Source organism: Streptomyces sp. NBC_01525, assembly GCF_045040405.1.
GTDB classification, from domain to species: Bacteria; Actinomycetota; Actinomycetes; order Streptomycetales; family Streptomycetaceae; genus Streptomyces; species Streptomyces benahoarensis.
In genome coordinates, this window is sequence record NZ_CP109397.1 from 2,726,511 (window position 1) to 2,752,127 (window position 25,617).

Annotated in this window: 22 protein-coding genes and 1 tRNA gene; 11 read left to right on the forward strand and 12 right to left on the reverse strand. The window is 74.2% G+C overall.

Annotated elements, in window-relative coordinates:
- Positions 1–152: 152 nt before the first annotated feature.
- The 7 genes from OG422_RS12040 to galU form a co-directional block, all read right to left on the reverse strand.
- Positions 153–225, reverse strand: a tRNA-Ala gene (locus OG422_RS12040).
- A 72-nt stretch (positions 226–297) separates the two neighbouring features.
- A complete protein-coding gene (locus tag OG422_RS12045; protein ID WP_405742623.1) occupies positions 298–1,347 on the reverse strand; it encodes a hypothetical protein in 1,050 nt (349 codons plus the stop codon).
- A gap of 151 nt (positions 1,348–1,498) precedes the next feature.
- Positions 1,499–2,122, reverse strand: coding sequence for a GNAT family N-acetyltransferase (locus OG422_RS12050; protein ID WP_143942561.1), 624 nt, complete (start codon positions 2,120–2,122; stop codon positions 1,499–1,501).
- The gene (locus OG422_RS12055) at positions 2,119–2,619 is read right to left on the reverse strand and encodes a molybdenum cofactor biosynthesis protein B (protein WP_143942560.1); all 501 of its coding nucleotides are present in this window, start codon (positions 2,617–2,619) and stop codon (positions 2,119–2,121) included. The genes OG422_RS12050 and OG422_RS12055 overlap by 4 nt, the downstream gene beginning before the upstream one ends.
- Complete coding sequence (moaC, locus tag OG422_RS12060; protein ID WP_143942559.1) at positions 2,616–3,098, reverse strand: cyclic pyranopterin monophosphate synthase MoaC; 483 nt, start codon at positions 3,096–3,098, stop codon at positions 2,616–2,618. Before moaC ends, OG422_RS12055 begins: the two co-directional genes overlap by 4 nt.
- Positions 3,099–3,157: 59 nt before the next feature.
- The gene (gene glp, locus OG422_RS12065) at positions 3,158–4,474 is read right to left on the reverse strand and encodes a gephyrin-like molybdotransferase Glp (protein WP_405742626.1); all 1,317 of its coding nucleotides are present in this window, start codon (positions 4,472–4,474) and stop codon (positions 3,158–3,160) included.
- 4 nt (positions 4,475–4,478) lie between these two features.
- Complete coding sequence (gene galU, locus OG422_RS12070; protein ID WP_143942557.1) at positions 4,479–5,381, reverse strand: UTP--glucose-1-phosphate uridylyltransferase GalU; 903 nt, start codon at positions 5,379–5,381, stop codon at positions 4,479–4,481.
- 87 nt (positions 5,382–5,468) lie between these two features.
- Between galU and OG422_RS12075 the strand changes: the two genes are divergently transcribed.
- Positions 5,469–6,053 (forward strand): 5-formyltetrahydrofolate cyclo-ligase, encoded by a 585-nt coding sequence (locus OG422_RS12075; RefSeq protein WP_405742628.1) that lies wholly within the window; start codon positions 5,469–5,471, stop codon positions 6,051–6,053.
- A 205-nt stretch (positions 6,054–6,258) separates the two neighbouring features.
- Here the strand turns inward: OG422_RS12075 and OG422_RS12080 are convergent, their stop codons facing one another.
- Positions 6,259–8,979, reverse strand: a complete 2,721-nt coding sequence (locus tag OG422_RS12080) for a penicillin acylase family protein (RefSeq protein WP_405742630.1) — start codon at positions 8,977–8,979, stop codon at positions 6,259–6,261.
- A gap of 201 nt (positions 8,980–9,180) precedes the next feature.
- Between OG422_RS12080 and OG422_RS12085 the strand changes: the two genes are divergently transcribed.
- The 5 genes from OG422_RS12085 (at position 9,181) to mscL (ending at position 15,007) form a co-directional block, all read left to right on the forward strand.
- Positions 9,181–10,776 carry a potassium/proton antiporter gene (locus OG422_RS12085; RefSeq protein ID WP_405747751.1) on the forward strand — a complete coding sequence of 532 codons (1,596 nt, stop codon included), beginning with the start codon at positions 9,181–9,183 and terminating at the stop codon, positions 10,774–10,776.
- Positions 10,777–11,072: 296 nt separating this feature from the next.
- A complete protein-coding gene (locus tag OG422_RS12090; protein WP_405742632.1) occupies positions 11,073–12,383 on the forward strand; it encodes an MFS transporter in 1,311 nt (436 codons plus the stop codon).
- A gap of 68 nt (positions 12,384–12,451) precedes the next feature.
- Positions 12,452–12,805 (forward strand): FmdB family zinc ribbon protein, encoded by a 354-nt coding sequence (locus tag OG422_RS12095; RefSeq protein WP_405742634.1) that lies wholly within the window; start codon positions 12,452–12,454, stop codon positions 12,803–12,805.
- A gap of 78 nt (positions 12,806–12,883) precedes the next feature.
- Positions 12,884–13,717 carry an S-methyl-5'-thioadenosine phosphorylase gene (locus OG422_RS12100; protein ID WP_405742636.1) on the forward strand — a complete coding sequence of 278 codons (834 nt, stop codon included), beginning with the start codon at positions 12,884–12,886 and terminating at the stop codon, positions 13,715–13,717.
- Between the two features lie 789 nt (positions 13,718–14,506).
- A complete protein-coding gene (gene mscL, locus OG422_RS12105) occupies positions 14,507–15,007 on the forward strand; it encodes a large conductance mechanosensitive channel protein MscL (protein WP_143942551.1) in 501 nt (166 codons plus the stop codon).
- A 40-nt stretch (positions 15,008–15,047) separates the two neighbouring features.
- Here mscL and OG422_RS12110 read toward each other — a convergent pair whose 3' ends face one another.
- Both OG422_RS12110 and OG422_RS12115 read right to left on the reverse strand, forming a co-directional pair.
- Positions 15,048–15,434: a hypothetical protein gene (locus OG422_RS12110; RefSeq protein ID WP_405742638.1), complete on the reverse strand. Its 387-nt coding sequence runs from the start codon at positions 15,432–15,434 to the stop codon at positions 15,048–15,050.
- Between the two features lie 178 nt (positions 15,435–15,612).
- Positions 15,613–16,458, reverse strand: coding sequence for a class I SAM-dependent methyltransferase (locus OG422_RS12115; protein ID WP_405742640.1), 846 nt, complete (start codon positions 16,456–16,458; stop codon positions 15,613–15,615).
- A gap of 402 nt (positions 16,459–16,860) precedes the next feature.
- On the opposite strand from OG422_RS12115, the gene OG422_RS12120 reads away from it, so the two are divergent.
- From OG422_RS12120 to OG422_RS12135, 4 genes are read left to right on the forward strand one after another with little or no spacing between them, the layout of a single operon-like run.
- Positions 16,861–18,141, forward strand: coding sequence for an ATP-grasp domain-containing protein (locus OG422_RS12120; RefSeq protein ID WP_405742642.1), 1,281 nt, complete (start codon positions 16,861–16,863; stop codon positions 18,139–18,141).
- Positions 18,120–19,025, forward strand: coding sequence for a hypothetical protein (locus OG422_RS12125; protein ID WP_405742644.1), 906 nt, complete (start codon positions 18,120–18,122; stop codon positions 19,023–19,025). The genes OG422_RS12120 and OG422_RS12125 overlap by 22 nt, the downstream gene beginning before the upstream one ends.
- Positions 19,022–20,170: a PLP-dependent cysteine synthase family protein gene (locus OG422_RS12130; RefSeq protein ID WP_405742646.1), complete on the forward strand. Its 1,149-nt coding sequence runs from the start codon at positions 19,022–19,024 to the stop codon at positions 20,168–20,170. Before OG422_RS12125 ends, OG422_RS12130 begins: the two co-directional genes overlap by 4 nt.
- A complete protein-coding gene (locus OG422_RS12135) occupies positions 20,167–21,252 on the forward strand; it encodes an enolase C-terminal domain-like protein (protein ID WP_405742648.1) in 1,086 nt (361 codons plus the stop codon). Before OG422_RS12130 ends, OG422_RS12135 begins: the two co-directional genes overlap by 4 nt.
- A gap of 376 nt (positions 21,253–21,628) precedes the next feature.
- Here OG422_RS12135 and OG422_RS12140 read toward each other — a convergent pair whose 3' ends face one another.
- Positions 21,629–22,162, reverse strand: coding sequence for an AMP-binding protein (locus OG422_RS12140; protein ID WP_405742650.1), 534 nt, complete (start codon positions 22,160–22,162; stop codon positions 21,629–21,631).
- A 544-nt stretch (positions 22,163–22,706) separates the two neighbouring features.
- Here OG422_RS12140 and OG422_RS12145 point away from each other — a divergent pair.
- A complete protein-coding gene (locus tag OG422_RS12145; RefSeq protein WP_143944673.1) occupies positions 22,707–24,089 on the forward strand; it encodes an MFS transporter in 1,383 nt (460 codons plus the stop codon).
- Between the two features lie 376 nt (positions 24,090–24,465).
- Here OG422_RS12145 and OG422_RS12150 read toward each other — a convergent pair whose 3' ends face one another.
- Positions 24,466–25,572 (reverse strand): MerR family transcriptional regulator, encoded by a 1,107-nt coding sequence (locus OG422_RS12150; RefSeq protein ID WP_405742652.1) that lies wholly within the window; start codon positions 25,570–25,572, stop codon positions 24,466–24,468.
- Positions 25,573–25,617: the final 45 nt, after the last annotated feature.

The window sequence follows — 25,617 nt, forward strand, 5'->3', positions numbered from 1 at the left end:
TCCGATGCCCGCTCGGCCAAGGCCGGCGTTCGGAAGATCCGACTGCACGGCACGCCACGCCTGCGGATCGCTTCTCGCGGTGCTCCACGCAGTTGCTGCACCACGCGAAAGAGCCCCCACCGGATCTCTCCGGCGGGGGCTCTGACGTGCGGTGGACCTGAGGGGATTCGAACCCCTGACCCCCTCGTTGCGAACGAGGTGCGCTACCAGCTGCGCCACAGGCCCTTGCGACGTGTGAAACTCTAGCATCCCGATGGCGGTGCCCGGAAATCGCTTCCCGTGCTGGTCAGCGGGGGGCTACTCGTTCGCGGCGCGCGGCCTCTCGTAGTCGTCCGGGGCCGCGTCGTGGTCGGCGGGCGCCGGGGAGGCGTACTGGTCGAACAGCGGGGTGCGGCCCCTGGGGCGGCGGGACGGGGCGGGCTGCTCCTGGCGCTGCGGCTCGGGGTGCTCGGCGGCGGCGCTGGAGCGGGCGGAGCTCCAGGCGTCGTCGGTGTCGAGGTCGACGTGGCTGGTGGCGCGGGGGGCCACGGGCGCGGTGACGTAAGTGGGGAGCGGTACGGGGACCGGCTCCCAGCTGCCGGACGCCGGGTGCGGGCGCTCCCGCTCGCGCTGCTGGTCGACCCACTCGGCGTGGTCGGTCTCTTCCACGAGCGCGCGGCGGCCGGCCGTGTGGGCGGGCTCGGGGCGCGGCTCCGGGTGGGGTTCGGCCGGGGCGTCAGCGACGGGGTCGGCCGGGTGGTCGGCGGCGGGCGGCTGGTCGGCCGCCCGCGGAGGGCGGGGGCGGCCTTCCCGCAGCCGTTGCGCCGCCGCCTCCGCCTTGCGCTGGTCCATGGTGAAGGTGAAGCGGCGGCGCTCCTGGGTGCGGAGGTAGACGATGTACGCGCTCAGAAGGAGGGCGGGGGCAGCGGGGGCCCAGAGGAAGGCGGTGCCGCCGACCGCGGCGACGACCGCGCCGACGGTGAAGGCGAGGAAGAGGACCGTGATGGTGCGCCGACGGCGGGCGAGGACCTTGGCCCGCTTGGCACGCTCCGTGAGCGAGGGGCGCGGCAGGTGGGCGGCGACCCGGGTGCGGGGGTCGGTCGCGGGTTCGCCGGGGGGCCGGACGTCGGCCTCGTCGGGCTGGTGGTCCGGTTCCTGCTCGTCGGCGACATCGTCGGTGAGGTCGTCCTGCTCCTTGTCGTAGCGGCGCTGCATGGCCGCACGGCCGGAGAGGAGCCGGATGGCCGTACTGAAGCGCTCCGTGGGACGCGCTTCGTTCAGCTCGTCCTGCCTACGGAGCCACATCGGCACCAAGTAGGCAGCCCAGGCCCCGACGATGACTGCGTAGATGAGGCCGCTGCTTCTCACGACTCACACGGTAGAGGGGTTTGCGCGGGGCCATCCGCCAATTGGGCCGGCGTGTCGCACGATCTGGCTGATATCTCGAACTTTTTTTGTGATTGTTGAGATCAGCACTCTCCGCATGTGGCCATTCGGTGGATCAATTCGAACAGGTATTTCATTTGTGGGATGCGCTGGGCTTCTGCCGTCGCCAACGGTTCAGCATGCCTTCGGGTACCTCTTCCGCGGTCAGGGCGAATACCGCGTGGTCACGCCAGGCGCCGTCGATGTGCAGATAACGCGGGCGCAGCCCCTCCTCGCGGAATCCGAGTTTCTCCACCACCCGGCGGCTGGGCGCGTTCTCGGGGCGAATGCACACCTCGATGCGGTGCAGCCCCACACTGCGGAAGCAGTGGTCGACGGCGAGCGCGACGGCGGTCGGAATGACGCCGCGGCCGGCGACCTCGCGGTCGACCCAGTAGCCGATATGGCCCGAGCACATCGAGCCCCAGGTGATCCCGGCAATGGTGAGCTGGCCGACCAGACGGCCCTGGTACTCGACGACGAACGGCAGCATCCGGCCCGCGTACGCCTCGGCCCGCAGATGGCGGACCATCTGACGGTAGGTCGGGCGGTGCGGTACGGGGATGCCGGGCGGGGGCGGCGGGACCGTCGCCTCCCAGGGGCGCAGCCAGTCGCGGTTGCGGCGGTTGACCTCACGCCAGGCGCGCTGGTCGCGCAGTTTTATCGGCCGGAGGGTGACGTCGTTGTCCGTGAGGACGGCCGGCCAGGGCGCGTTCAGTGGGTGCTCCGCGGGGGTCTGGGGTGATCGCCGCCGCGGATCTGGTCGACGGCGTGCGGCAGGAGGTCGGCGAGGACGGCGAGGCCGTCGCGTACGCCGCCGGTCGAGCCGGGGAGGTTGACGATGAGGGTGGCGTCGGCGACCCCCGCCAGACCGCGGGAGAGCGCCGCGGTGGGGACGGACTCGCGGCCCGCGGCGCGCAGCGCCTCCGGGATGCCGGGGATGTCGCGGTCGAGGACGCGGCGGGTGGCCTCGGGGGTGCGGTCGGTGGGCGAGATGCCGGTGCCGCCGGTGGTGACGACGGCGTCGTACCCGGCGGCGACGGCCTCGCGGAGGGCCTGTTCGACGGGGTCGCCGTCCGGGACGACGCGCGGGCCGTCGACCGTGAAGCCCATGGCCGTCAGCCCCTCGACGAGCAGCGGGCCGCCCTTGTCGGGGTAGACACCGGCGGCCGCGCGCTGGGAGGCGGTGACGACGAGGGCGCGCGGGGCGGTCATCCGCGGCTCCAGTCGCCGGACTTGCCGCCGGTCTTCGTCTCGACCCGGACGTCGGAGATCACGGCCGCCTTGTCGACGGCCTTGACCATGTCGACGACGGTGAGCGCGGCGACGGACACCGCGGTGAGGGCCTCCATCTCGACGCCGGTGCGGTCGGTGGTGCGGACCGTGGCGGCGATCTCGACGGCGTCGTCGGCGACGGTGAGGTCGACGGTGACGCCCGAGACGGCGAGGGGGTGGCAGAGCGGGATCAGCTCCGGGGTGCGCTTGGCGCCCATGATCCCGGCGATGCGGGCGGTGGCCAGCGCATCGCCCTTGGGCAGGCCCTCACCCCGGAGCAACGCGACGACCTGCGGCGACACCAGGACGCGGCCGGTGGCGCGGGCGGTGCGGGCGGTGACGTCCTTGGCCGTGACGTCGACCATCCGGGCGGCGCCCGCCGCGTCGAGATGGGTGAGGTGTTGCTGGCCGCTGCTCATGGTTCTCCCGGTCCACACTGCCGCTTGTGCGACGACACCGTACCCCCGGGGCTCGGCGGCTACCCGAGCAGGAGGACCTCGACGCTGTCGCCCGCCGCCACCTCGGTGGTGTCCTCGGGGACGACGATCAGGGCGTTGGCCTGGGCGAGCGCGCCGATGAGGTGGGACCCGGCGCCGCCGACGGGGGTGACCGTACCGGCGTCCCGGTCGTAGGAGCCGCGCAGGAACTGGCGGCGGCCCGCCGGGGAGCCGGTGACCGCCTCGGTGCACTCGGCGGGAACGGTGGCGCGGTGCACGTCGGACAGGCCCATCAGCGTACGGATGGTGGGGCGGACGAACAGTTCGAAGGAGACGTACGCGCTGACCGGGTTGCCGGGGAGGGCGAGCAGCGGGATGCGGTCGGGGCCGAGAAGGCCGAAGCCCTGGGGCTTGCCGGGCTGCATGGCGAGCCTGCGGAACTCGACGGTGCCCTCCTCGGCGGAGAGGTCCGTGAGTGTCTCCTTGACCACGTCGTACGCGCCGACGCTGACGCCGCCGCTGGTGACCAGCAGGTCGGCGCGGATGAACTGGTCCTCCAGGGTGGCGCGGAGGGTGTCGGGGTCGTCGGCGACGGCGCCGACGCGGTAGGCGATCGCTCCGGCGTCCCGGGCGGCGGCGGTGAGCTGGAAGCTGTTGGAGTCGTGGATCTGGCCGGGGCCCAACGTCTCGCCGGGCTGGACCAGTTCGCTGCCGGTCGACAGGACGACGACGCGGGGGCGGGGCCGGACCCGGACGGTGCCGCGGCCGATGGCGGCGAGCAGGGCGATCTGCGGCGGGCCGAGGACCGTACCGGCACGCAGCGCGCGCTCCCCGGCGGTGACGTCGCTGCCCGCGGCGCGGATGTGGGCGCGGGCGGCGGCCGGGCGGTGCACCCGGACCTCGCCGGAGGCGCCCGCGGGGGACGCGCCGCGGGCCGCCATGGAGTCGGCGGGGCCGCCGCCGCTGCCGCCATCGGTCCACTCGACGGGGACGACGGCCTCGGCGCCGGGCGGGACGGGCGCGCCGGTCATGATGCGGGCGGCCTCGCCGGGGCCGACGGCGGGCAGCTCGCCGCTGCCCGCCGCGACGTCCCCGATGACGGTGAGGGTGGCGGGGAATTCCTCGGTGGCGCCCTCGATGTCGGCGACGCGGACCGCGTAGCCGTCCATGGAGCTGTTGTCGAACGGCGGGAGCGCGGCCGGGACGGTGACGTCCTCGACCAGGACACACCCCTGGGCGTCGAGCAGGTGCAGCTCGATCGGGTCCAGGGGGCGGATCTTGGCGAGGACGTCGTCGAGATGATCGGCCACCGACCAGACACGGTGCGGACGGCGGGTCGGGTCGGTGGTACCGCTCAAGGCCCTACAACTCCTCGGTGACGAAACTGCGCAGCCAGGTCCGGAACTCCGGGCCCAGGTCCTCACGTTCGCATGCCAGTCTGACAATGGCACGGAGGTAATCGCCGCGGTCGCCGGTGTCATAGCGGCGGCCCTTGAAGACGACGCCGTGCACCGGGCCGCCCAGGGACGGGTCGGCGGCGAGCGTCTGGAGGGCGTCGGTGAGCTGGATCTCGCCGCCGCGGCCGGGGGCGGTCTCGCGCAGGACGTCGAAGACGGCCGGGTCGAGGACGTAGCGGCCGATGATGGCGAGGCGGGAGGGGGCCTGCTCCGGGTCCGGCTTCTCGACCAGGTCGGAGACGGCCACCACGTCGTCGTCGCCCGTGGGGGTGGCGGCGGCGCAGCCGTAGAGGTGGATCTGGGCGGGGTCGACCTCCATGAGGGCGATGACGGAGCCGCCGTGCCGCTCCTGTATGTCGATCATGCGCTGGAGCAGCGGGTCGCGCGGGTCGATGAGGTCGTCGCCGAGGAGGACGGCGAAGGGCTGGTCGCCGACGTGCGGGGCGGCGCAGAGGATGGCGTGGCCGAGGCCCTTGGGGTCGCCCTGGCGGACGTAGTGCATGGTCGCCAGGTCGCTGGACTCCTGGACCTTGCCGAGGCGGGACTCGTCGCCCTTGCGGTGCAGAGCCTCTTCCAGCTCGTAGTTGCGGTCGAAGTGGTCCTCCAGGGGCCGCTTGTTGCGGCCGGTCACCATGAGGACGTCGGAGAGCCCGGCGGCGGCCGCCTCCTCCACCACGTACTGGATGGCGGGCTTGTCGACGACCGGCAGCATCTCCTTGGGCGTGGCCTTCGTGGCGGGGAGAAAGCGGGTGCCGAGACCGGCCGCCGGGATGACAGCCTTGCTGATCCGGGGGTGCGATGGAGTCATGTGCAGAACGATAACCGGCCCAAACGGAAGGATGATGAGTGTCCGGTGAATACTGCCTGAGAGCGGGAGCAAGGCCACACGGTGAGCATGAATCACAGTAGGAAACAGAGGTTGCGGCGGCGTCTCCTGGAGGCGAGGAGCGCGTTGCCGTCCGATGTCGCGGCGGCTTCCGGGGCCGAACTGGCCCGCCGGGCCCTGGAGCTGGCGGAGCTGGCGGGCGCCGGGACGGTAGCGGCGTACGTGTCGGTGGGGCGTGAGCCGTCCACCCGCGCGCTGCTGGAGCGGCTGCGCGGGGCGGGGACGCGGGTGCTGCTCCCGGTGCTGCTGCCCGACAACGATCTGGACTGGGCGGTGTACGAGGGCGCCGACCTGGTGAAGGCGGGTCGCGGCCTGCTGGAGCCGGCCGGTCCGCGGCTGGGCCCCGAGGCGGTGACGGAGGCGGACACGGTGCTGCTGCCCGGCCTCGCGGTGGACCGGCGCGGGATGCGGCTGGGCCGCGGCGGCGGCTCGTACGACCGGGTGCTGGCCCGCCTGGAGCGGGCCGGTGCGCACCCGGCGACGGTGGTGCTGCTCCACGACGGCGAGGTGCTGGACGAGGTCCCGGCGGAGGCGCACGACCGGCCGGTGGACGCGGCGGTGACGCCGTCGGAGGTGTGGCGGTTCGCGTCGTAGGAGTGAGCGGTGGGCAGCGGTTTCCAGCCGTCGCGCGTTGACCGAAAACGACCACCGGCGCGCGGGTCGGGCCCAACGGGAGCCGCCGCGGGCACACCCCCGGACCCGGAGCCGCCGCAGCCGCGCGGCCCGGCCACCCATGAAACGGCCCCGGCCCCCGCCCGCACGATGCGGACAGGGGCCGGGGCGCCGGGCTCGGAACCCGTCACGGCGTGAGCGTCAACGTGTCCTTCGTGCCCTTCTTCACCGCGGCCTCGCCGAAGGACCAGGGGAGCAGTTCACCCTTGGCCCACTTGTCGGTCTGGTCGTAGTAGTGGGCGTCGTAGGCGTGGCCGGAGGCGCCGGTGAGGTTGATCCAGCGGGACTTGTCGAGGTCGGCGAGGTTGACGACCATCCGCATGGACGGGACCCAGGTGACGCCGTAGCCGCCGGAGGCGTTCCAGCCGGTGGCGTTGACCGCTGCTTCACCGCCGCCGACGTTCCACGGGCCGCGGTTGAAGAGCCCCTGGAGGAAGCCGGGGCCCTCGGTGCCCAGCGTCTGGTTCTTCAGGAACATCTGGTGCAGACGGCCCCAGGTCCAGTTGTCGATGTTCTTGCCCAGCTTGGAGGTCAGCTCGTAGCGGGCGTCCTTCATGGCGTGCGCGAGGAGCTGGTCGCGGTTCTTGTCACCGGGGTGGCCGGGCAGGTCCTCGGTCTTCCACCAGGCGTTGGTGGGGTCGTCGAGGATCGCGCGGACCACCTCGTACCAGCGGTCGCCGCCGTCGGGCTGGGCCCTGTCGGGGGCGCGCTCACCGCATTCGCGGACGAACTTGGCGAGGTCGTCGACGGGGCCGCTGCCCCCGGCCGGGCGGACGGTCAGGCACTGGCCCTTGACCCGCAGCTCCTTGGGCATCTTGTTGCCGAAGGCCAGCTTGAGGAGGTTGCGCCAGACGCCGTTGAAGTAGGCGGCGGCCGCGGAGTCCGGCTCCTGGGTGAAGTCCCAGCCGTCGAGGAGCTGCTGCGCCTCGCGGACGTACGGGTCGGAGATGTTGACCTTGGTGAGGTACGGCGTCAGGATCCGGGCGATCTGGCTGCTGTTGTCCTGCTGGAAGCTCTGCATGTCGTCCGTGGAGACCTTGCCGCCGTCCTTGATCTTCGACTCGATGAGGTCGTTGATCCGCTGGCTGCGGGCGCCGTAGCCCCAGTCCTTGGTGAGGAGGTAGGGGTACTTCTTCTCGTCGACGACGGCCTGGTTGGCGGTGACGATGTAGCCGCGGGCGGGGTTGTACTCCCAGGGGAGCGCGGACTGCGGGATGACGCCGGTCCAGCGGTAGTCCGGGTCCCAGCCGGGGGCCGGGAGAGTGCCGTCGCCCTTGCCGCGGACGGGGATGCGGCCGGGGGCCTGGTAGCCGATGTTGCCCTTGGTGTCGGCGTAGATGAGGTTCTGCGAGGGGACCTCGAAGTCGGCGGCGGCCTTGCGGAAGCTCGTCCAGTCCTTGGCGCGGTTCAGCTCGAAGACGGCGTCCATGGAGGTGCCGGGGTCGAGTGCGGTCCAGCGCAGCGAGAGGGCGTAGCCGTCGCCGCGGTCGGGGGCGGCGTTGCCGACGGGGGCCCGTTTGCCGACGGTGGCCAGCTCACCGTCGCGGTCGGAGACTATGGGCCCGTTGTTGGTGGCGCGGACGGTGATCTCGCGGCTCGGTCCGCCGGCGACCTTGATGGTCTCCTTGCGGGTGGTGAACGGGCGGCGACGGCCGTCGTAGAGGTAGCCGTCGGTGGTGACCTTCTCCAGGTAGAGGTCGGTGACGTCGGCGCCGAGGTTGGTCATGCCCCAGGAGACGTCCTGGTTGTGGCCGATGATCACGCCGGGCATACCGGAGAAGGTGTAGCCCGCGACGTCGTAGGTGCACTTCGGCCCGGTGGTGCGGCAGTGCAGGCCCATCTGGTACCAGAGCGACGGCATCTGCGGGGCGAGGTGCGGGTCGTTGGCGAGCAGCGGCTTGCCGGTGGTGGTGTGGGCGCCGGAGACGACCCAGGAGTTGGAGCCGATGCCGTTGCCGTTCGGGCCGAGCAGCGCCGGGATCTTGTCCAGCGACGTGGAGAGCGCGGAGAGCCCGGACTGGAGGCCGTGGGCGGCGCCGGCAGGGGTGCCGTTCGGGGCGTTGCCGGTGCCGCTGCCCTTGGGGTCGAACTCCTTGGTGACGGGGTCGACCGCGCCGCCCGGGACGATCGGCTTGCTGCGCTGGTACGGGTAGGCCGGGTACAGCTCGGCGATCTGCTGCGCGGTGAAGCGGCTCGTCATCAGGGAGCGGTCGATCTCGTCCTGCATGTTGCCGCGCAGGTCCCAGGCCATGGCCTTGAGCCAGGCGACCGAGTCGACGGGCGTCCACTTCTCGGGCTTGTAGTCGTTCTGGAAGTCCAGCGCCGCGTACTCCAGGGAGAGCGCCGCGCCCTCGTGGTCCTTGAGGTAGGCGTTGACGCCCGCGGAGTACGCCTGGAGGTACTTCTTGGTGGCCGGCGACAGCTTGGTGTCGTACTCCTGCTGTGCGACGCGGTGCCACCCGAGGGTGCGCAGGAACGCGTCGGTGTCGACCTGGTCCTTGCCGAACATCTCGGAGAGGCGGCCGGCCGTCATGTGGCGGCGGACGTCCATCTCCCAGAAGCGGTCCTGCGCCTGGACGTAGCCCTGGGCGCGGAAGAGGTCCTCATCGGTGTCGGCGTAGATCTGGGGTATGCCGTGCGCGTCACGGCGGACGTCGACGGGATCGGTCAGGCCTGCGAGCTTGAGCGACCCGGTGGTCTGCGGGAGCGACGCCCGCACGGTGTTCACCCCCCAGAAGGCGCCGAAGGCGATGCCCGCCACGAGCAGCAGCACGACCGCGACGGCGACGAGGCGGCCGCGCCGCCCCTTCTTCTTTTTGGGGGCTGGGCCGGTCTTGTTGGCGGGCATCTCTGTCCTTCGAGGGGCAGGGTGGGAGTGCTGGAGCAACCATAGGCGCACGGGTCGGGCGGCCCCTACGCGGAGTCATGGCCAGCGCATCCGAGGTTCAAGTAATGGTAAATTGTTAGTCTCAGTAACTAGATACGGTAAGGATTACGCCACGGAAAGGCCCCGGACCCGGCTCCGGACCGCGCGCGGAAGGACCAGCTCCTGACTGTCGACCATCTCAACCAACTCCTGCTGCTCTGCTCGCTCGTACTGCTCGTCGCGGTGGCCGCGGTACGGCTCTCCTCGCGCAGCGGGCTGCCCAGCCTGCTCATCTACCTCGGGATAGGCATCGCCCTGGGACAGGACGGCCTGGGCGGCGTGGGCTTCAGCAACGCCGAACTGACCCAACTGCTCGGCTACGCCGCCCTCGTCGTGATCCTGGCCGAGGGCGGCCTCGGGACGAAGTGGAAAGAGATCCGGCCCGCCCTGCCCCGGGCGGCGCTGCTCTCCACGCTCGGCGTCGCGGTGAGCGTGGGGGTCACCGCGGCGGGGGCGCACTATCTCGCCGGGCTGGAATGGCGTCAGGCACTGCTGGTCGGCGCGGTGGTGTCGTCGACGGACGCCGCCGCGGTCTTCTCCGTGCTGCGCTCGGTGCCGCTGCCGTCCCGTCTGACGGGCGTACTGGAGGCCGAGTCCGGCTTCAACGACGCCCCCGTGGTCATCCTCGTCGTCGCCTTCTCGACCGCCGGGCCGGTCGAGCACTGGTACGTCCTGATCGGCGAGATCGCCCTGGAACTGGCGATCGGCGCGGCCGTCGGCCTGGCCGTCGGCTGGATCGGCGCGTACGGCATGCGGCATGTGGCGCTGCCCGCCTCGGGTCTCTACCCGATCGCCGTCATGGCCATCGCGGTCTCGGCGTACGCGGCGGGCGCGCTGGCGCACGGCTCGGGCTTCCTCGCGGTCTACCTGGCCGCGGTGATCCTCGGCAACGCCAAGCTGCCGCACTCCGCGGCGACCCGCGGCTTCGCCGAAGGGCTGGGCTGGATAGGCCAGATCGGCATGTTCGTCCTGCTCGGTCTGCTGGTGACGCCGCACAACCTCCTCGACGACATCGTGCCCGCGCTGCTGATCGGCCTGATCCTGACGGTCGTGGCCCGGCCGCTGTCGGTCTTCCTCGGGCTGTTGCCGTTCCGGGTGCCGTGGCGGGAGGAGGCGCTGCTGTCCTGGGCCGGGCTGCGCGGCGCGGTGCCCATCGTCCTCGCCACCATCCCGATGGTGGGCCAGGTGCCGGGCAGCGAACACGTCTTCAACATCGTCTTCGTCCTCGTCGTGGTCTACACCCTCGTCCAGGGCCCGACGCTGCCGTGGCTGGCGCGGCGACTGCGGCTGGGCGAGGGCGAGGAGGCGGCCGACCTCGGCATCGAGTCGGCCCCGCTGGAGCGGCTGCGCGGCCATCTGCTGTCCACCTCGATCGGCGCCACCTCCCGGATGCACGGCGTCGAGGTCGGGGAGCTGCGGATGCCGTCCGGCGCCGCGGTCACGCTCGTCGTCCGCGACGGCGAGAGCTTCGTACCGGCGCCGACGACGGTGCTGCGGCGCGGCGACGAACTGCTGGTCGTCGCCACGGACCAGGTCCGCGACGCGGCGGAGAAGCGGCTCCAGGCCGTCTCCCTGGGCGGCAAGCTGGCCGGCTGGCTGGGCACCGTGGCGGAGGCGCCGGTGGAGGCGGTACGCCGCCACGGACGACGGAAGGCGCCCGCCACCGCCGGGCACGGTACGGGCGACAGGCGCCCGCACCGCGACCGCAACCGCGACTGATGGATCGGTGGGCCGCCCCGGTGTGTGGCCCCGGTGTGCTGCGGCGCACCACCGAGCCGAAGGGGAACCCGTGAAGCCCTGGCCGACCCCAGGGCTTCACGCATACCGGCCTGTACAATCCCCTCAGCACATCGACGACCCACTCTGCCTGACGCAGAGCTGGCGCGACCGCTCGGCGGCCGCGGCCCGATGCGGGCCACGCGGTATCACTCGGTCCTGCGCGAGAGGACAGCTCTCGGCGCACCACCCGTGACCACTCGCGGCCGTGCGCTACCAGGCAGCGGAAAGGCCCGGCCGTGGCATCCGCGGTCAAGGACTCCCGTCCCGGATACGGACAACTGCTGCGCACCCCCGGTGCGTGGACCTTCCTGCTGCCCGGCTTCCTGGCCCGGCAGCCCTTCGCCATGCTCACGATCTCGATCGTGCTGCTGGTCGAACACACCACCGGGTCGTACGGCACCGCCGGTACGGTCTCGGCGACGACCGGCGTCGCGATGGCGCTGTTCGCCCCGCAGGGCGGCAAGCTCGCCGACCGGTTCGGGCAGCGCGCGGTGCTGGTGCCCGGCGTGCTGGTGCACGTCGCGGGCATCGCCGCCCTGATCACGCTGGCCCTGTCGCACGCGCCCCTGTGGGCGCTGCTCGCCGTCGCGGTGCCCACGGGCGCCTCGACACCGCAGGTCGGCCCGATGGTGCGGGCCCGCTGGGCGGCCCGGCTGGGCGGCAGTCCGCTGCTGCCGACGGCGGCGGCGTTCGAATCGGTCACCGACGAGTTCACCTTCGTCGTCGGTCCGGTGCTGGCCACGGCGCTGTGCACCGGCGTCCACCCGGCGGCCGGGCTGATCGCCGAGGCGGTGCTGACGCTGGCAGGCGGGCTGCTCTTCGCGGCGCAGCGGAGCAGCCAGCCGCCGGTCACCGGGGGCCACCAGGCGGGCGCGCCGCGCGTCTCGGCGCTGTCGGTGTCCGGGGTGCGGGTGCTGATCGTGGCATTCCTCGGCATCGGCGTCGTCTTCGGCGGCATGCAGGTCACGCTGACCGCGTTCACCCAGGACATCGGCCGCCCCGGCATCAACGGCGTCCTCTACGGCATCTTCGCGGCGGGCAACATGCTGGCCGGGGTCGCGTGCGGCGCCCTCGCCTGGAAGACCGGCCCGCGCCGCCGCCTGCTCGTCGCGTACGGCCTGCTGGCGCTGGCGACCGTCCCGCTGTGGGCGGTGACGGCGGTGCCGCTGCTGGCGGCGAACGGGCTGGTCGTCGGGTTGTGCATCGCCCCGGCGCTGATCACCGGCTACACGCTGGTGGAGTCGCTGGTCCCGGCGGGCGCCCGTACGGAGGCGTTCACCTGGCTGACCGGCGCGGTGGCGCTGGGCCAGGCCGCGGCGGCGACATCGGCGGGCCGACTGGCCGACGCCTACGCGCCGAGCAGCGGCTTCCTGGTGCCGCTGGCCGGTACCGCGCTGGCGCTGGCGGTGCTGCTGGCGCTGCGCTCGCGACTGCTGCCCCGGGGGACGAGCCAGGTGGTGACGCCGTCCGGGGCGTCCTCGGGCGGCGCTGACGGGGACGCGGCGGAGCGTGGAGTCGGTCACCGTACGGCGGCCACAGTGGACTGACGGGCCGGAATACTGCACTATGGATCGTCGTTAGCACTCATCGAGTGAGAGTGCCAGGAGGAAGACAAGTGCCGACCTACCAGTACCAGTGCACCGAGTGCGGCCAGGGCCACGAGGCGGTGCAGAAGTTCACCGACGACGCGCTCACCGAGTGCCCCAGCTGCCAGGGACGCCTCAAGAAGGTGTTCTCCGCGGTCGGCATCGTCTTCAAGGGCTCCGGCTTCTACCGCAACGACAGCCGCGGCGCGTCGTCCAGCAGCAGCCCGGCGAAGTCCTCCTCCTCGACGAGCACGTCCGACACCTCGTCGTCCGGCTCCGGCTCGGACACGAAGTCGTCGTCCAGCACCTCGTCGTCCAGCTCGTCCTCGTCCTCGTCGGCGAGCAGCACCTCGGGCTCGGCGAGCAGCAGCTCCGCCGCCTGATCACCGCTTTCCCGGACCCCCGCCGTCGCATCGACGGCGGGGGTCCGGCGCATGCGGGCACCCCGTAGGCTGGCCGGCATGGCTGACGCGGAGATTGGCGTCATCGGCGGATCGGGTTTCTACTCCTTCCTCGACGACGTGACCGAGATCACGGTGGACACCCCCTACGGGAGTCCCAGCGACTCCCTGTTCCTCGGCGAGGTGGCCGGGCGCCAGGTCGCCTTCCTCCCCCGGCACGGCCGCGGTCACCACCTTCCGCCGCACCGCATCAACTACCGCGCCAACCTGTGGGCGCTGCGCTCCGTCGGCGTCCGGCAGGTCCTCGGCCCGTGCGCGGTGGGCGGCCTGCGGCCCGAGTACGGGCCCGGCACGCTGCTCGTTCCGGACCAGGTCGTGGACCGCACCAAGACCCGCGCCCAGACGTACTTCGACGGCGTCCCGCTCCCCGACGGCAGCATCCCGCGCGTCTTCCACCTGCCGTTCGCCGACCCGTACTGCCCCGCCGCCCGGACCGCCGCGCTGGCGGCGGCACGCGGCCGGAACTGGGACGCGGTGGACGGCGGCACGCTCGTGGTGATCGAGGGGCCGCGCTTCTCCAGCCGCGCCGAGTCCCGGTGGCACGCGGCGCAGGGCTGGTCGGTGGTCGGCATGACGGGCCACCCCGAGGCGGCGCTCGCCCGCGAACTGGGCCTGTGCTACGCCTCGTTGACGCTGGTCACGGACCTGGACGCGGGCGCCGAGACGGGCGACGGCGTCTCCCACCACGACGTCCTGGAGGTCTTCGGGAAGAACGTCGGCCGCCTGCGCGAGGTCCTCTTCGACGCGGTCGGCGCCCTCCCCGCCACGGGTGAGCGGACCTGTGGCTGCGCACAGGTGCATGACGGGTGGGAGTTGGGGATCGAGTTGCCGTAGGAGGGCGGACGAGGCCCGCGGCGGGGCTTGCGGGCCGGGTCCGGGGCCGGGCTGCGGGCCGGGTCCGGGGCCGGGCTGCGGGCCGGGTCCGGGGCCGGGCTGCGGGCCGGGTCCGGGGCTCCCTTCGAGGTGGGTCCCCCCTGCGGGTGGCGGGGTTGTCCACATCCGCCGGGGCCGTCCACAGGCCCGCACGCGCGGCAGGAAGAGCGGGCACGGTGGGTGCCGTCGGTCCCGTTCCCTCACCGCAGGTGGTGCTCACCATGCCTCACTCCCCGCTCCTCCCGTCCGCTCCGCACGCCGCCCGCGCGGCCGTGCAACCGGCGCCGCTGCCCGCGCCCGCCCCGTGTGAAGTGCCCCACTTCCCGCCGCTGCGGCTCGGTGGCGTACGGCGTCCGTGGCGCCGGGCCCTGGGGTGGCGGCTGACCGCGACCGGGCTCGCGATCACGGCCGCGACGTGGGCATTCGGGGAATTATCGGACACGGTCCGAGCTCCGTCGGGTGCCGGATGTGCCGCGTCGGCGGCGCCGGAGGGGCGGTAGTCCATGACGCAAGATCGAGTGGCGTCCGCTTCCCGGCCACACGAAACTTTTCCGGGCGGCGGGGTTGCTGCCCCATGCCGCCCGGAGCGCGCCCGTTATTTCCCCGGCGCCCCGGATGCGATCCGTACTGACGCTCCGGCCGCTCGCTGGTTCGTGTGGGGCGGCTGGACACCGTTGCCCCGCCCTGACGTAAGTTGCGGTGCTGTTTGTTGGTGCACCATCCGTAAAGCACGTGGAGAGAGGCCTACCGGTGAGCGAGAGCAAGAGCGTCCTGCAGGGATTCAAGGACTTCCTGATGCGGGGCAATGTCATCGAACTCGCGGTGGCGGTGGTCGTCGGTGCGGCCTTCACCAACATCGTGAACGCGGTGGTGAAGGGCGTGATCAACCCGATCGTCGGCGCCTTCGGCTCGCAGAACCTCGACAACTACAAGACCTGCCTCACCACGTGCGTCGTCGACAAGAAGACGGGCGAGTTCACCGATGGCATCTACATCCTGTGGGGCTCGGTCCTCAGCGCGGTGCTGACGTTCCTGATCACCGCCGGGGTCGTCTACTTCCTCATGATCCTTCCGATGAACAAGTGGAAGGAGCGGGTGGACGCCCGCAAGCCGGTGGACGACGCCCCGGCGGAGCCGACCGAGGTCGAGCTGCTGGCGGAGATCCGCGACGCCCTGATCGCGCAGCGCAACGGCTCCTCGTCGGCCTCGGACGTCGTCGGAACGGTCATCACGCAGAAGTCACAGTCGTAGCGGAATCCCGCGGACGCCCCGGACCGCTCCACCGCCTCGCTCAGAGGTGGTGGGGCGGTTTTTCGTCCAGGAAGCGCCGGAGGTCGGCGGCGCTGTCGGCCGCATCGCCGGTGGGGCGCTCGCCCCAGCCGCGGTCCGAGTCGTCGTCGGAGCGGCGGGACAGCGGATCGTCGAAGAGCAACGCGGCGCGGCGGCGGGCGGCGGCCCGCTCCTCTTCGGCGTCACCGGCCGACTGCTCCTCGTCGGAGCCCTGGGGCGCCTGGCCCTCGGCCCGCTCGTCCTGTGCCGGTCGGTCCTCGGGGTGGTCCGTCGAGGGCCGGGGCGCGGCGTCGGGCGTACCGGCCGCCGACGCGGAGTCCGGCGACGCGGGTGCGGGCTGCGAGTCGTGGGGGTGGGCCGGGTCGTTGGATGCGGGGGTGGTGCTCACCTTCTCAGGGTACGACCGGCCCGGGCCCGGCCTTCGGGCGGCCGAGGCGGGGGCGGGAGCCGCGGGCTTTCCTGGGGCCGAGGCCCTGCCCGGGCCCGTGCCCGTACCCGGGAGAGGGGACGGGCCACGCGTGCCCGGGCCGAGGCGCGCACCCGAGTACGCGTCGCCGGTGGGCGGATCAGGACGGCGCGTCGGCCGTGACGAGCCAGGCGGCGTTGCGCAGGCGGACGGCGCCGTGTTCCTCGTAGGCCCGCAGCCGGTCGGTGAGTGCGGCGCGGGCACGGGCGTTGGCGGCGGGGTCAGCCTGGCTCGTCCAGTGGCGGCCGGGGCCGGAGCCCAGCAGAAAGTCCGCGGCGTCGTCGGCGTCCCGGCCCCAGGTGCCGTACGCCTCCACGCGCTCCGCCGCGACGCCGGTGAATCCGGCGGCGGTGAGCACCGCGCGGATCTCGTCGGGGCCGCCGAGCGAGAAGGCGCCGGGGGTGCCCGGGCGGCCGAATTCGCCGAGCGGCAGATGGTCGCGGAGGACCAGAACCGCCTGGAGCCATTCGTTGTCCGCGTCGGCCGCGCCGCAGACGAAGGCGAGCCGGCCGCCGGGGCGCAGCGCGCGGCGGAGGTGGGCGAACGCGCCCACCGGATCGGCGAAGAACATCACACCGAAGCGGCTGATCGCGACGTCGAGCCCGCCGGGCGGGAAGGGGTGGGACTGCGCATCGCCCTGGACGAAGGTGACGTTGGCGGGGCCGCCGCTCCGGGCGCTCTCCCGGGCCTTCTCCAGCATCGGTCCGGACAGGTCCAGGCCGGTGGCGTCGCCCCGGGACGCCTGACGGGCGGCGAGCCGGGTCGTGCAGCCGGAGCCGCAGCCGATGTCCAGGACCCGGTCGTCCGCGCGGATGGCCGCGGCGGTGAGCAGCGGCTCGGTGAAACCGGCGTTGACCGCCTCCCAGCGGTCGCGGTGGGCAGCCCAGTGGGCACCCTCGTCGCCGTTCCAGACGCGCTGCTGCTCGGTGTTGACGATCGGTCCCATGCCGTTCCTCCTGCGGGATGCGGGCCGCTCCGCCCGGCCGGCCCGGGCCGCTCACGGCGGCGCCGGAAAGGGGGATGCGTTCCCCCAGTATGGGCACGGCCGAGCGGACCGGCACAGGCACCGGCAGATGGCCCGCCGCCGCGTTCCCCACGCCCGCGCCGACGGGATCGCCAACCGCCTGTGCGGCGACGGAGGTTCACGATCCGGTGGAGAGGCGCCGGGAACGGGCGTCGGCCGGCGTACGGGCGCGAGGTGTCGGACACCGGCGCCAACCGCCCTCCGCGGCAACCCGACATGACACTGAAAATCATTCCCGATATCGTGATCTCCGGGTCACTGCGGGACCGCGGTCCGGGGTTCCCGGACGCCGGGAGCCCGCGCATCTCGCGGCGATGGGAAGTCATGGGACATCTGTTGATGGTCGAGAGCTGGGTCGGCTCGATGAGCCGGTTGCTGCCAGGGGCGCTCACCGAGGCCGGGCACACGTTCACGTTCCTCACCCGGGACCTGAACCACTACCTGCGGTCCGCACCCGAGGGGACCGCCCACCCGCTGCTCGGTGCCCGGAACGTCCTCACCGCTGACACCAACGACGCGGCCGCGCTGCTGCCGTACGTGCGTCGGCTGCACGGCGCGCTGGGGTTCGACGGGGTGCTCAGCTCCTGCGACTACTACCTGCCCACCGTCGCCGCCCTCGCCGGGGAGCTGGGGCTGCCCGGTCCGGACGCGGACGCCGTCACCGCCGCGTGCCGCAAGGACCGCACCCGGCGCACGCTCGCCGCGGCGGGGGTGCCGGGGCCGCGGTTCGCCGTCTGTGACGGGTTCCCCGCCGCCGCCCTCGCCGCCGCGGAGATCGGCTATCCGCTGGTGGTCAAGCCGGTGGACCTGTGCGCGGGCATGTTCGTCCGGCGGGTGGGCGACGAGCGGGAGCTGGCCGCCGCGCACCGTGCCCTGGACGCCTTCCCGGTCAACGCGCGCGGTCAGCGCCGCTCCCCCGCACTCCTGTTGGAGGAGCTGTTGGAGGGGCCCGAGGTCAGCGTCGAGACCGTGACCGCCGGCGGCGCCACACATGTCATCGGCGTCACCGGCAAGAGCGTGGGCGGCGCCCCGGCGTTCATCGAGACGGGGCATCTTTTCCCCGCCGCGCTCGGCCCCGGCGAAGCCGCGTCGGCGGCGGAGACCGCGTGCGCCGCGCTGGACGCGCTCGGCCTCGACCAGCTCGTCGCACACACCGAGATCAAGCTGACGGCGGACGGGCCCCGGGTGATCGAGGTCAACCCGCGCCCCGCAGGCAACCGCATCACCGAGCTCGTCCGCCATGTCACCGGCGTCGACCTCGCGGCCGCCTGCGTGGCGCTGGCGCTCGGCGAGGCGCCGGACCTGGAGATCCGGACGACCGGCGTGACGGACGCGGCGATCGGCTTCCTGCTGCCGGAGACCGACGGCGTACTGACCGGATACGGCCCGGCCGGGCGCGAGGTGCGGCAGGAGCTGGCGGCGGCGCCCGGTGTCCTGGAGGTGGTGCTGGCCGACCCGGGCACCCGGGTGCGGACCGCCGCCGACAACAACGGCTACCTGGGACACATCATGGCGAGGGGGAGCGGCGCGCCGTCCGGTGACGCCCGTACGCGCGTCGCCGAGCTGCTCGGCACCGTTCGTCCGTGCGTGGCGGCGGACCGGTGAGCGCCGCGCCCGCCGCCCGTCCGGCCGCCGCCCCGCTCACCGGGTGGCCGGACCTGGAGACGCTGCAACAGGCCGTGCTGGACGGCGCGTTCGGGGCGGATCCGCGGAGCGTACGGATCTCCACGGCGTTCGCGACCAGTCAGGCGGTGCGCCACGACGGGCGGTCCGGCGGCTACCGCAACGAGGTGCTGAGCCTGCGGCTGGGCGCGGCCGTCGGCTCGTGCGCGGCGGAGCCCGGCGCGCTGCCGCCCGAGGCGGTGACGGACGCTGTGGGCGCGGACGTGGCGGCGCTGCTGGCGCATCCGCTGCCGGTGGTGCGGACCGCCGCGCTCGACGCGTATCTGATGCACCGGCTGCCGCACACCCCGGCGCACGGGGCGCGGCCGCTGGCGCTGGCCGCGGGCGCCTCGCTGGAGAAGTCCCGGGCGCGGGCGCGCGCCGTCGTGGACCTGCTGGCCCCGATGGTGCCCGCCGGGGGCCGGGTACTGGTCGTCGGCGTCGTCAACTCCCTTTTGGAAGCGCTGTGTTCGCGGGGGCTGGCGTATGTGCCGTGCGACCTGAAGGGCGGGGTGACGGAGTGGGGCGAGGCGGTGGCGCGGGACGCGGCGGGCGCCGTCGGGGGCTGCGACGCGGTGCTCGCCTCGGGGATGACGCTCGGCAACGGCACGTTCGGGCCGCTGCGCGCGCTGGCCGCCGCGCGCGGGCTGCCGCTGGTGTTGTTCGCGCAGACCGGAAGCGCGGTGCTGCCCCGCTTCGTCGGCGCGGGCGTGCACGCGGTGTGCGCGGAGCCGTACCCGTTCTTCTGGCTCGACGGCGGGCCCGGCACGCTCTACCGCTACGGCGGGCTGCCCGGTGACGGCCGGTACGAAGGGAGCGGCCGATGAGCGCGCCACCGACCGCCGCCGCGCCCCCGGCACCGTCCCGCGCACCGCAGCGGCGGGCGCGGCCGGACGCCGCCGATCCGCATCTGCTGTCGCTGGTCGGCCGGACGCCGCTGGCGCGGATCACCGCCGATCTGCCGGGCCCGCAGCCCGGTTTCTGGGCGAAGCTGGAGGGGCAGGGCGTCGGCGGGATGAAGGCGCGGGCCGCCGTATCGATGCTGCTGGGGGCGCGCGAGCGCGGTGAACTGCGGCCCGGCGCGCCGGTGGTGGAGTCGACGTCCGGCACCCTCGGCATCGGGCTGGCCTTCGCCGGTCAGGCGCTGGGGCATCCTGTCGTCCTGGTCGGCGACGCGGAGCTGGAGCCGTCGATGCGGCGGCTGCTGCGGGCGTACGGGGCGCGGCTGGAGCTGGCCGACCGCCCGGCGGCGCACGGCGGCTGGCAGGCGGCCCGGCTGGCGCGGCTGCGCGCGGTACTGGCGGAGCTGCCCGGCGCGTACTGGCCCGATCAGTACAACAACCCCGACAACCGCGCCGGTTACGCCTCGCTCGCCACCGAGATCGCCGGTGCGCTGCCACGGCTGGACATCCTGGTGTGCAGCGTCGGCACCGGCGGCCACAGCGCAGGGCTCATCGGCCCGCTGCGGCGTGCCCGGCCCGGACTCCGGCTGATCGGGGTGGACGCCACCGGCTCGACGATCTTCGGGCAGCGGGCCCGGCCCCGGCTGATGCGCGGGCTGGGCAGCAGCATCCACCCGCGCAACGTCGACCACGCCGCGTTCGACGAGGTGCACTGGGTGGGCCCGGCCGAATCCGCCGACGCCTGCCGCCGGTTGGCGCGAACCAGCTTCGTCAGCGGGGGCTGGAGCACGGGCGCCGCGGCGCTGGTGGCGGCGTGGGCGGCGCGGACGCATCCGGGTGCGGTCGTCGCGACGGTCTTCCCCGACGGACCGCACCGCTATCTGTCGTCCGTCTACGACGACGATTTCACCACCGCGCACGGCGTGGACTGCGCAGCCGCCCGCTCCCACCCGGTTGAGATCCCCCATCCGCACGCGGCCGAGGCAACCGGCTGGGCGCGCTGCACCACGGTCCTCGCCCCCCACGCGGCGCCCGCGCCACCCCGTTCCCCTCAGGAGGCCCCCGCGTGAAGACATCCCTGCGCACCACCCGTCTCGAACTCGCCGAACCGCTGCGGATATCCCGCGCCACGATGGCCGCCCGGGATGCGGTGTGGCTCACGGTGGAGCACGGCGGGCTGCGCGGCCACGGCGAGGCGGTGGCCAGCGCCTACTACGGGCTGGACGCGGCCACGCTGGTACGGCTGCTGCGCGACGCGTCGGCCGCGGTCGCGCGCCATGCCGACCCGGAGTCCGCGCTGGCGGCGCTGTGCGCCGGTGAGCTCCCGGCGCCGGGGGCCCCGCCCGCCGTCGCCGCGGCCGTCGAATCGGCGCTGCTGGACCTCGTCGGCAAGCGGTCCGGCCACGGCGCGTACCGGCTGCTGGGCGCGGCCGGGCCACCGTCCGCGCCGACCGCCCGTACCCTTGGCATCACCACGCCGGAGCGGGCCGGGGCGCTCGCCGCGCGCCTCGCCGACCGCGGCTTCACCCTGCTGAAGGTCAAGGCGGGCACGGCCGACCCGGAGGACGATCTCGCACGCATCCGGGCGGTGCGGGCGGCGGCCCCGCACGCCCGGCTACTGCTCGACCCGAACGGCGCGTGGAGCGCCGCGCAGGCCCGGGAGTTGCTGCCGCGCTGCGCGGAGCTGGGGGTGGTGGCGGTGGAGCAGCCGCTCGTGCCCGGCGACCCGGAGGCGCTGGCCGCGCTGGCGGCCCGGTCGCCGCTGCCGGTGATCGCCGACGAGGACGCGGTGTCGTACGAGGACGCGAAGCGGCTGGCGGGCCGGGTGCAGGGTGTCAACGTCAAACTCGCCAAGTGCGGCGGGGTGTTCGCGGCGCTGCGCATCGCCGGCCTGCTGGCGGGCAGCGGCACGGACCTGATGCTCGGCTGCCTGACGGCCAGCACCCTCGGCATCGCCCCCGCCGTCCATCTGGTCCATCGCGCCCGCTGGGTCGACCTCGACGGCCATCTGCTGCTCGCCCGCGATCCATGGCGCGGTATCGGTGGTGCCGAGGGGACGGTACGGGCGGGTGACCGGCCCGGGTTGGGGGTGCGGCCACGTGCGCGGGAGGGGCGGTTGGGGGTGGCGGCGCCTGCGACACCGGGGGCGTAGGGGCGTCCGGTCCGCGAGGGTCCCGGCCAAGCGGGGCGGGGCCGGTCCGGGCCGTCCTGACTGCGTGGTGACGGGCCCGTTCCGGGCATCCTGATCGTGCGGCGCGGGCCGGTTCGGCGCCTCCTGGCCGTGTGGCAAAGTGCCCGGCCCGGCGTGCGTTCCGGCCGTGCGGCGAGGGCGTGGCCTGGCGCCTTCCGCTCCTGTAGCGCGGGGCCCGGACCGGCGTTCCGGCCGCGCCCCGCGCCCATCCCGGCCACGTCAGGGCCGGTTCCCCGCGACGCCAGGGCCAGTCATCGCGGGTACGCCGGAACCAGGCACCGACGGGCTTGCCCAGTGGCATGCCGGGGGGCGTACGCCCCGCCCCGCGCGCCCCGGCTCAGGCCCGCTCCAGCTCCTCGTGCCACCAGCGGTCGCGGCCCGGGGTCCAGCCCACGGGGCGGGCGCAGCGGCTGACGACGAGGACGGGCGCTATGGGCTCCGTCGCGTCACGGCGCGTGGCGTGGTGCAGGGCCCGGTCCAGGACCGGCTTCACGGGGCGGACGGCCCCGTCCCAGAACGCCGCGTCCGCGGTGACCAGGACCCGTGCGCCCGACTCCCGTACGCGGGCGGCGAGTTGCGGGGCGGTGAGCTGCACCGGGAGCGTGGCCCGGACGGCGTCCAGTTGTCCGCAGGCGAGCGTGACGATCACCGACTCCGGGATCAGCGGCAGATGGACGGCGACCCGGTCGCCCGCGCCGACGCCGAGGCGGCGCAGCACGGCCGCGGCGCGCTCCGCCCGGTCGAGGAGCATGCCGTGGGTCAGCTCCTCCAGCCGTCCCGGCTCGCCGGACCAGGTCAGCGCGGCCCGTGAACCGCCCGGCCGACGGGAGGCCCGCGGCTCGCTGGGGCCATCTGCATGCTCTGAGGTCACACGGCGCAACATGCGGACCAGTGTGAAGATCACCGATCAACGATCGCTGAACGTCCGTTGTACGCCCCCGCCACCGGCGCGGCGCGGGCAGACACGGCCTTTGCCCGGCTCCCGTTCGCCCGTAGGCGCACCCGGTGCGGCGCGGGCCGATACGCTACCGAAGGGCATCGCGCCCGGCGAACACCGTGACCGACCGCGTCGGTCATCTCGCCCGCGCCGTACCGAACCGGGTTCGAACCGGCCTTTCCGGGACCGGATTCCGGCGTCCCGCTCCGCTCCGTACGGCCCGGCACCACGCCTGACCTCGGGCCTTCGGGCGTGCCGCGTCGATCGCCCGGTGGAACCTCTCAGGTCCCGCGACCGCCGACGCCCTGCACGGCTCCGGCCCGCCCCCCTTTCTGCCCCTCGCTCCGGGCACCCAATCCCCCCCCCCGCGACGGATGTCGCCCCACACCTCCCACGCCCCGCTGCGCGCCCCCGCGCCCCGGCGTGCCCGCCCGCGCCGCGCGCCGCGTGCGCGCGCCCGTACGAAAGGTCGCCCCGTATGCCCACGCCCCCATGCACCCCGCCGCCGTCCACGCCTCCGCACGGGGCCGGGCCGGACGGCCGGTGGGCGCTCGCCGCGGTGGCGCTGGGCGCGTTCTGCGTCCAGTTGGACTCGTTCGCCCTGCATCTCGCGCTGCCCGTCATCCGGGGTGAGCTACCGGGCCCGGCGGCCGTCGGCCGCGCGGTGAGCGGCGGTTACCTCCTGGCGGCCGGGGCGCTGATGCCGCTCTCCGGGCGTCTCGGCGACGCGTACGGCAGACGCCGGATGCTCCGTACCGGGCTGCTGCTGTTCGCCGCGGCAGCCGCCGCCTGCGCCCTCGCGCCGTCGCTGCCGCTCCTGGTGGCGGCCCGGGTGGTCCAGGGGGCGGGCGCCGCGCTGATCATGCCGAACGGGCTGGCGCTGCTGACCCGGGTCTTCCCCGGCCCCCGGGGGCGGCGGATGACCGGCCGCGCCCTGGGGCTGGCCGGACTCGCCACCGCCTGCGGCCCGTTCGTGGGCGGCGCGGTCACCGAGTACGGCTCCTGGCGGGCCGTGTTCTGGCTGACGGCGCTCCCTGCGCTGGTGGCCGCGACAGCCGCCCGCAGCACCGCCGCACCGCGCACCCCGGGGACGGCCGGGCGGGCCACGGCGCATCCGGACGTCGTGGGCGCGGTGGCCGCCACGGGTGCCTGCGCCTGTCTGGCACCCGGCCTGGGCGGCGGCCCCTGGTGGTGGGCCTGGCTGACCGCCGCGGTGGCACTGGCCACCGGGTGCGTACGGCGGGCGCGCCGGGCGGCGCCGCTCCTGGACCCGGCGCTGCTCCGCGACGGGCGCTATCTGCGGCTGACGGCCTCGGGGGCGGTAGCCAACGCCGCGACGGTGGCCCTGCTGTTCACCGTGCCGCAGGCCCTGCAGCGGGCAGCCGGACTGTCACCGGCCGCCGCCGGCCTGGCGTTCCTGGTCCCGGCAGGTGCGCTGGCCGCCGGGGGCCCGGCCGCCGGACGGGTGCGACCGGCAGCCGGAACGGCGGTGATGGCGGGCTGTCTGACCGTGGCGGCCGTCGCGTTGGGGGCGCTACCCCTGGGCGGTACGGATCCGCTGCCGCTCCTGGTGGCGGCGACGGTCGCGGCGGCCGCCCTGGGGACGGCGGGCGCGCTGGCCCTCACCGGGACGCAGGCCCTGGTGGCGGCCGACGGGGCGGGTGCGGCCGCCGGGGTGACCAAGGCGGCCCTGACCGTCACCGCCGGGCTGGGCCTCGCCCTGCCGCTCCCGGACGAGGGCCCCCGCCCGGCCCTCCTCGGTGCGGCCTGCCTGACGGCGGCGCTCGGCCTGACCGCCCCAGCCACCCTCCGGGCGTTCCGGCGACTGCGGCGGAGGGGAGGGAGGGGGATGCACGGATGACCGCCTCCCGGCGGCCTGCCCTTCCGGTCGGGAACACCCCGCCGCCCAGTCCGCGCGGAGTTGTCCACAGGCCCGGCACGCTCCGCACTCGCGGCCGTACGCTGAGTCGACGAACGCGCACGGAACGTGACGTGACGCGAGACAACGGGGGGACGAAATGGGGAAGTTGACGACTGGTCGGCGGGCAAACCGGCGCGGGTCGGGCGGACACGACGCCGGTCGGCGCGGGTCGGGCGGGCGCGGCGCCGCCCGCCACAGTACGGACGCATGCGGCGCCGCCCGGCACGGGCGAAGCCGGTGGCGCGCCTGGCGTGAAGGCTCGCGCCAGGCATGGCGACGACTGCGGCGCCCGCCACGCCCACCGCATCACCTACGATCAGGCCCCCGCCGCGACCGTGTCGGCGACCACGCACCCGATGTTGTCCGGCGCGCCCGCCTCCCGCGCCAGCGTGACCAGTTCGCGTACGGCCTGTTCGGGGTCGAGTGCGGCAGCCAGCACTTCCTGGAGGGTGCCGAGTGGCAGGACGGTGTGGAGCCCATCGGTGCACAGCAGGTACCGCTCGCCCGGGCGGGCGTCCAGCAGCCGCAGGTCGGGGGCGAAGCCCTCGCCCCCGTCGAGCGCGCGGGTCAGCAGCCCGCGCTGCGGATGGCCGGGCGCCTCCTCGGGCGTGAGCCGTCCCTCGTCGACGAGGGACTGCACGAGGCTGTGGTCATGGGTCAGCCGCACCAGCCCGGCGTCCCGCAGGACGTAGCCGCGCGAGTCCCCGATGTGCAACAACGCCAACCGCGACCCGGCACGCAGCAGCGCCGTCAGGGTGCAGCCCGCTTCCGCCGTGCCCTTGGCGCCGAGCCGTTGGACCGCGCGGTTGGCGCGGTGCGCGGCCTCCTCCAGCACATCGAGGAGATCCGCGGGCGCGGGATCGCGCGCCTCCAGGGCCGTCAGTTCGGCGAGCGCGGCGGCGGCCGCCCGGCCGCCGTCCGCGCCGTATCCGTCGGCGACGGCGAGCAGCCGCCGCCCCGCGTGCACCGCGTCCTGGTTGGCGGTACGGACGAGCCCGCCGTCGGTCAGGGCCGCGGCGCGCAGCGTCACGGGAGTGGGAGTGGTCACCATGGTGGAGTCCTTCCGGGACAGCTGGTCGACGAGGAAGACGGCCAGGTCCCGGCGGGCCGCGGTATCGGCCTCGACCTGTTCCCAGTACGCGGCGACCGCGGTGGCCGCGGCGTCCGGTGGCAGGGCGCACACCTCCCGGATGCGGGCCAGCGGCATCCCCAGCCGCCGCAGCCAGGCGACGAGCCGCGCCCGTTCCAACTGCGCGGGCGCGTAACGCCGGTAGCCGTTCACGGGGTCGACGTGCGCCGGGGGCAGCAGGCCGAGGTCGTCGTAGAGCCGCAGCGCCTTGGGCGAGAGCCGACAGGCGCGGGCGAACGCCCCGATCGTCAGCAGCCCCGTCCCCGCGCCTCCGCGGTCCCCGTGCCCCGCCACCGTCCGCCCCTTCCCGGGCCGCCCGTCCGCCGTGGGGCGGACAGC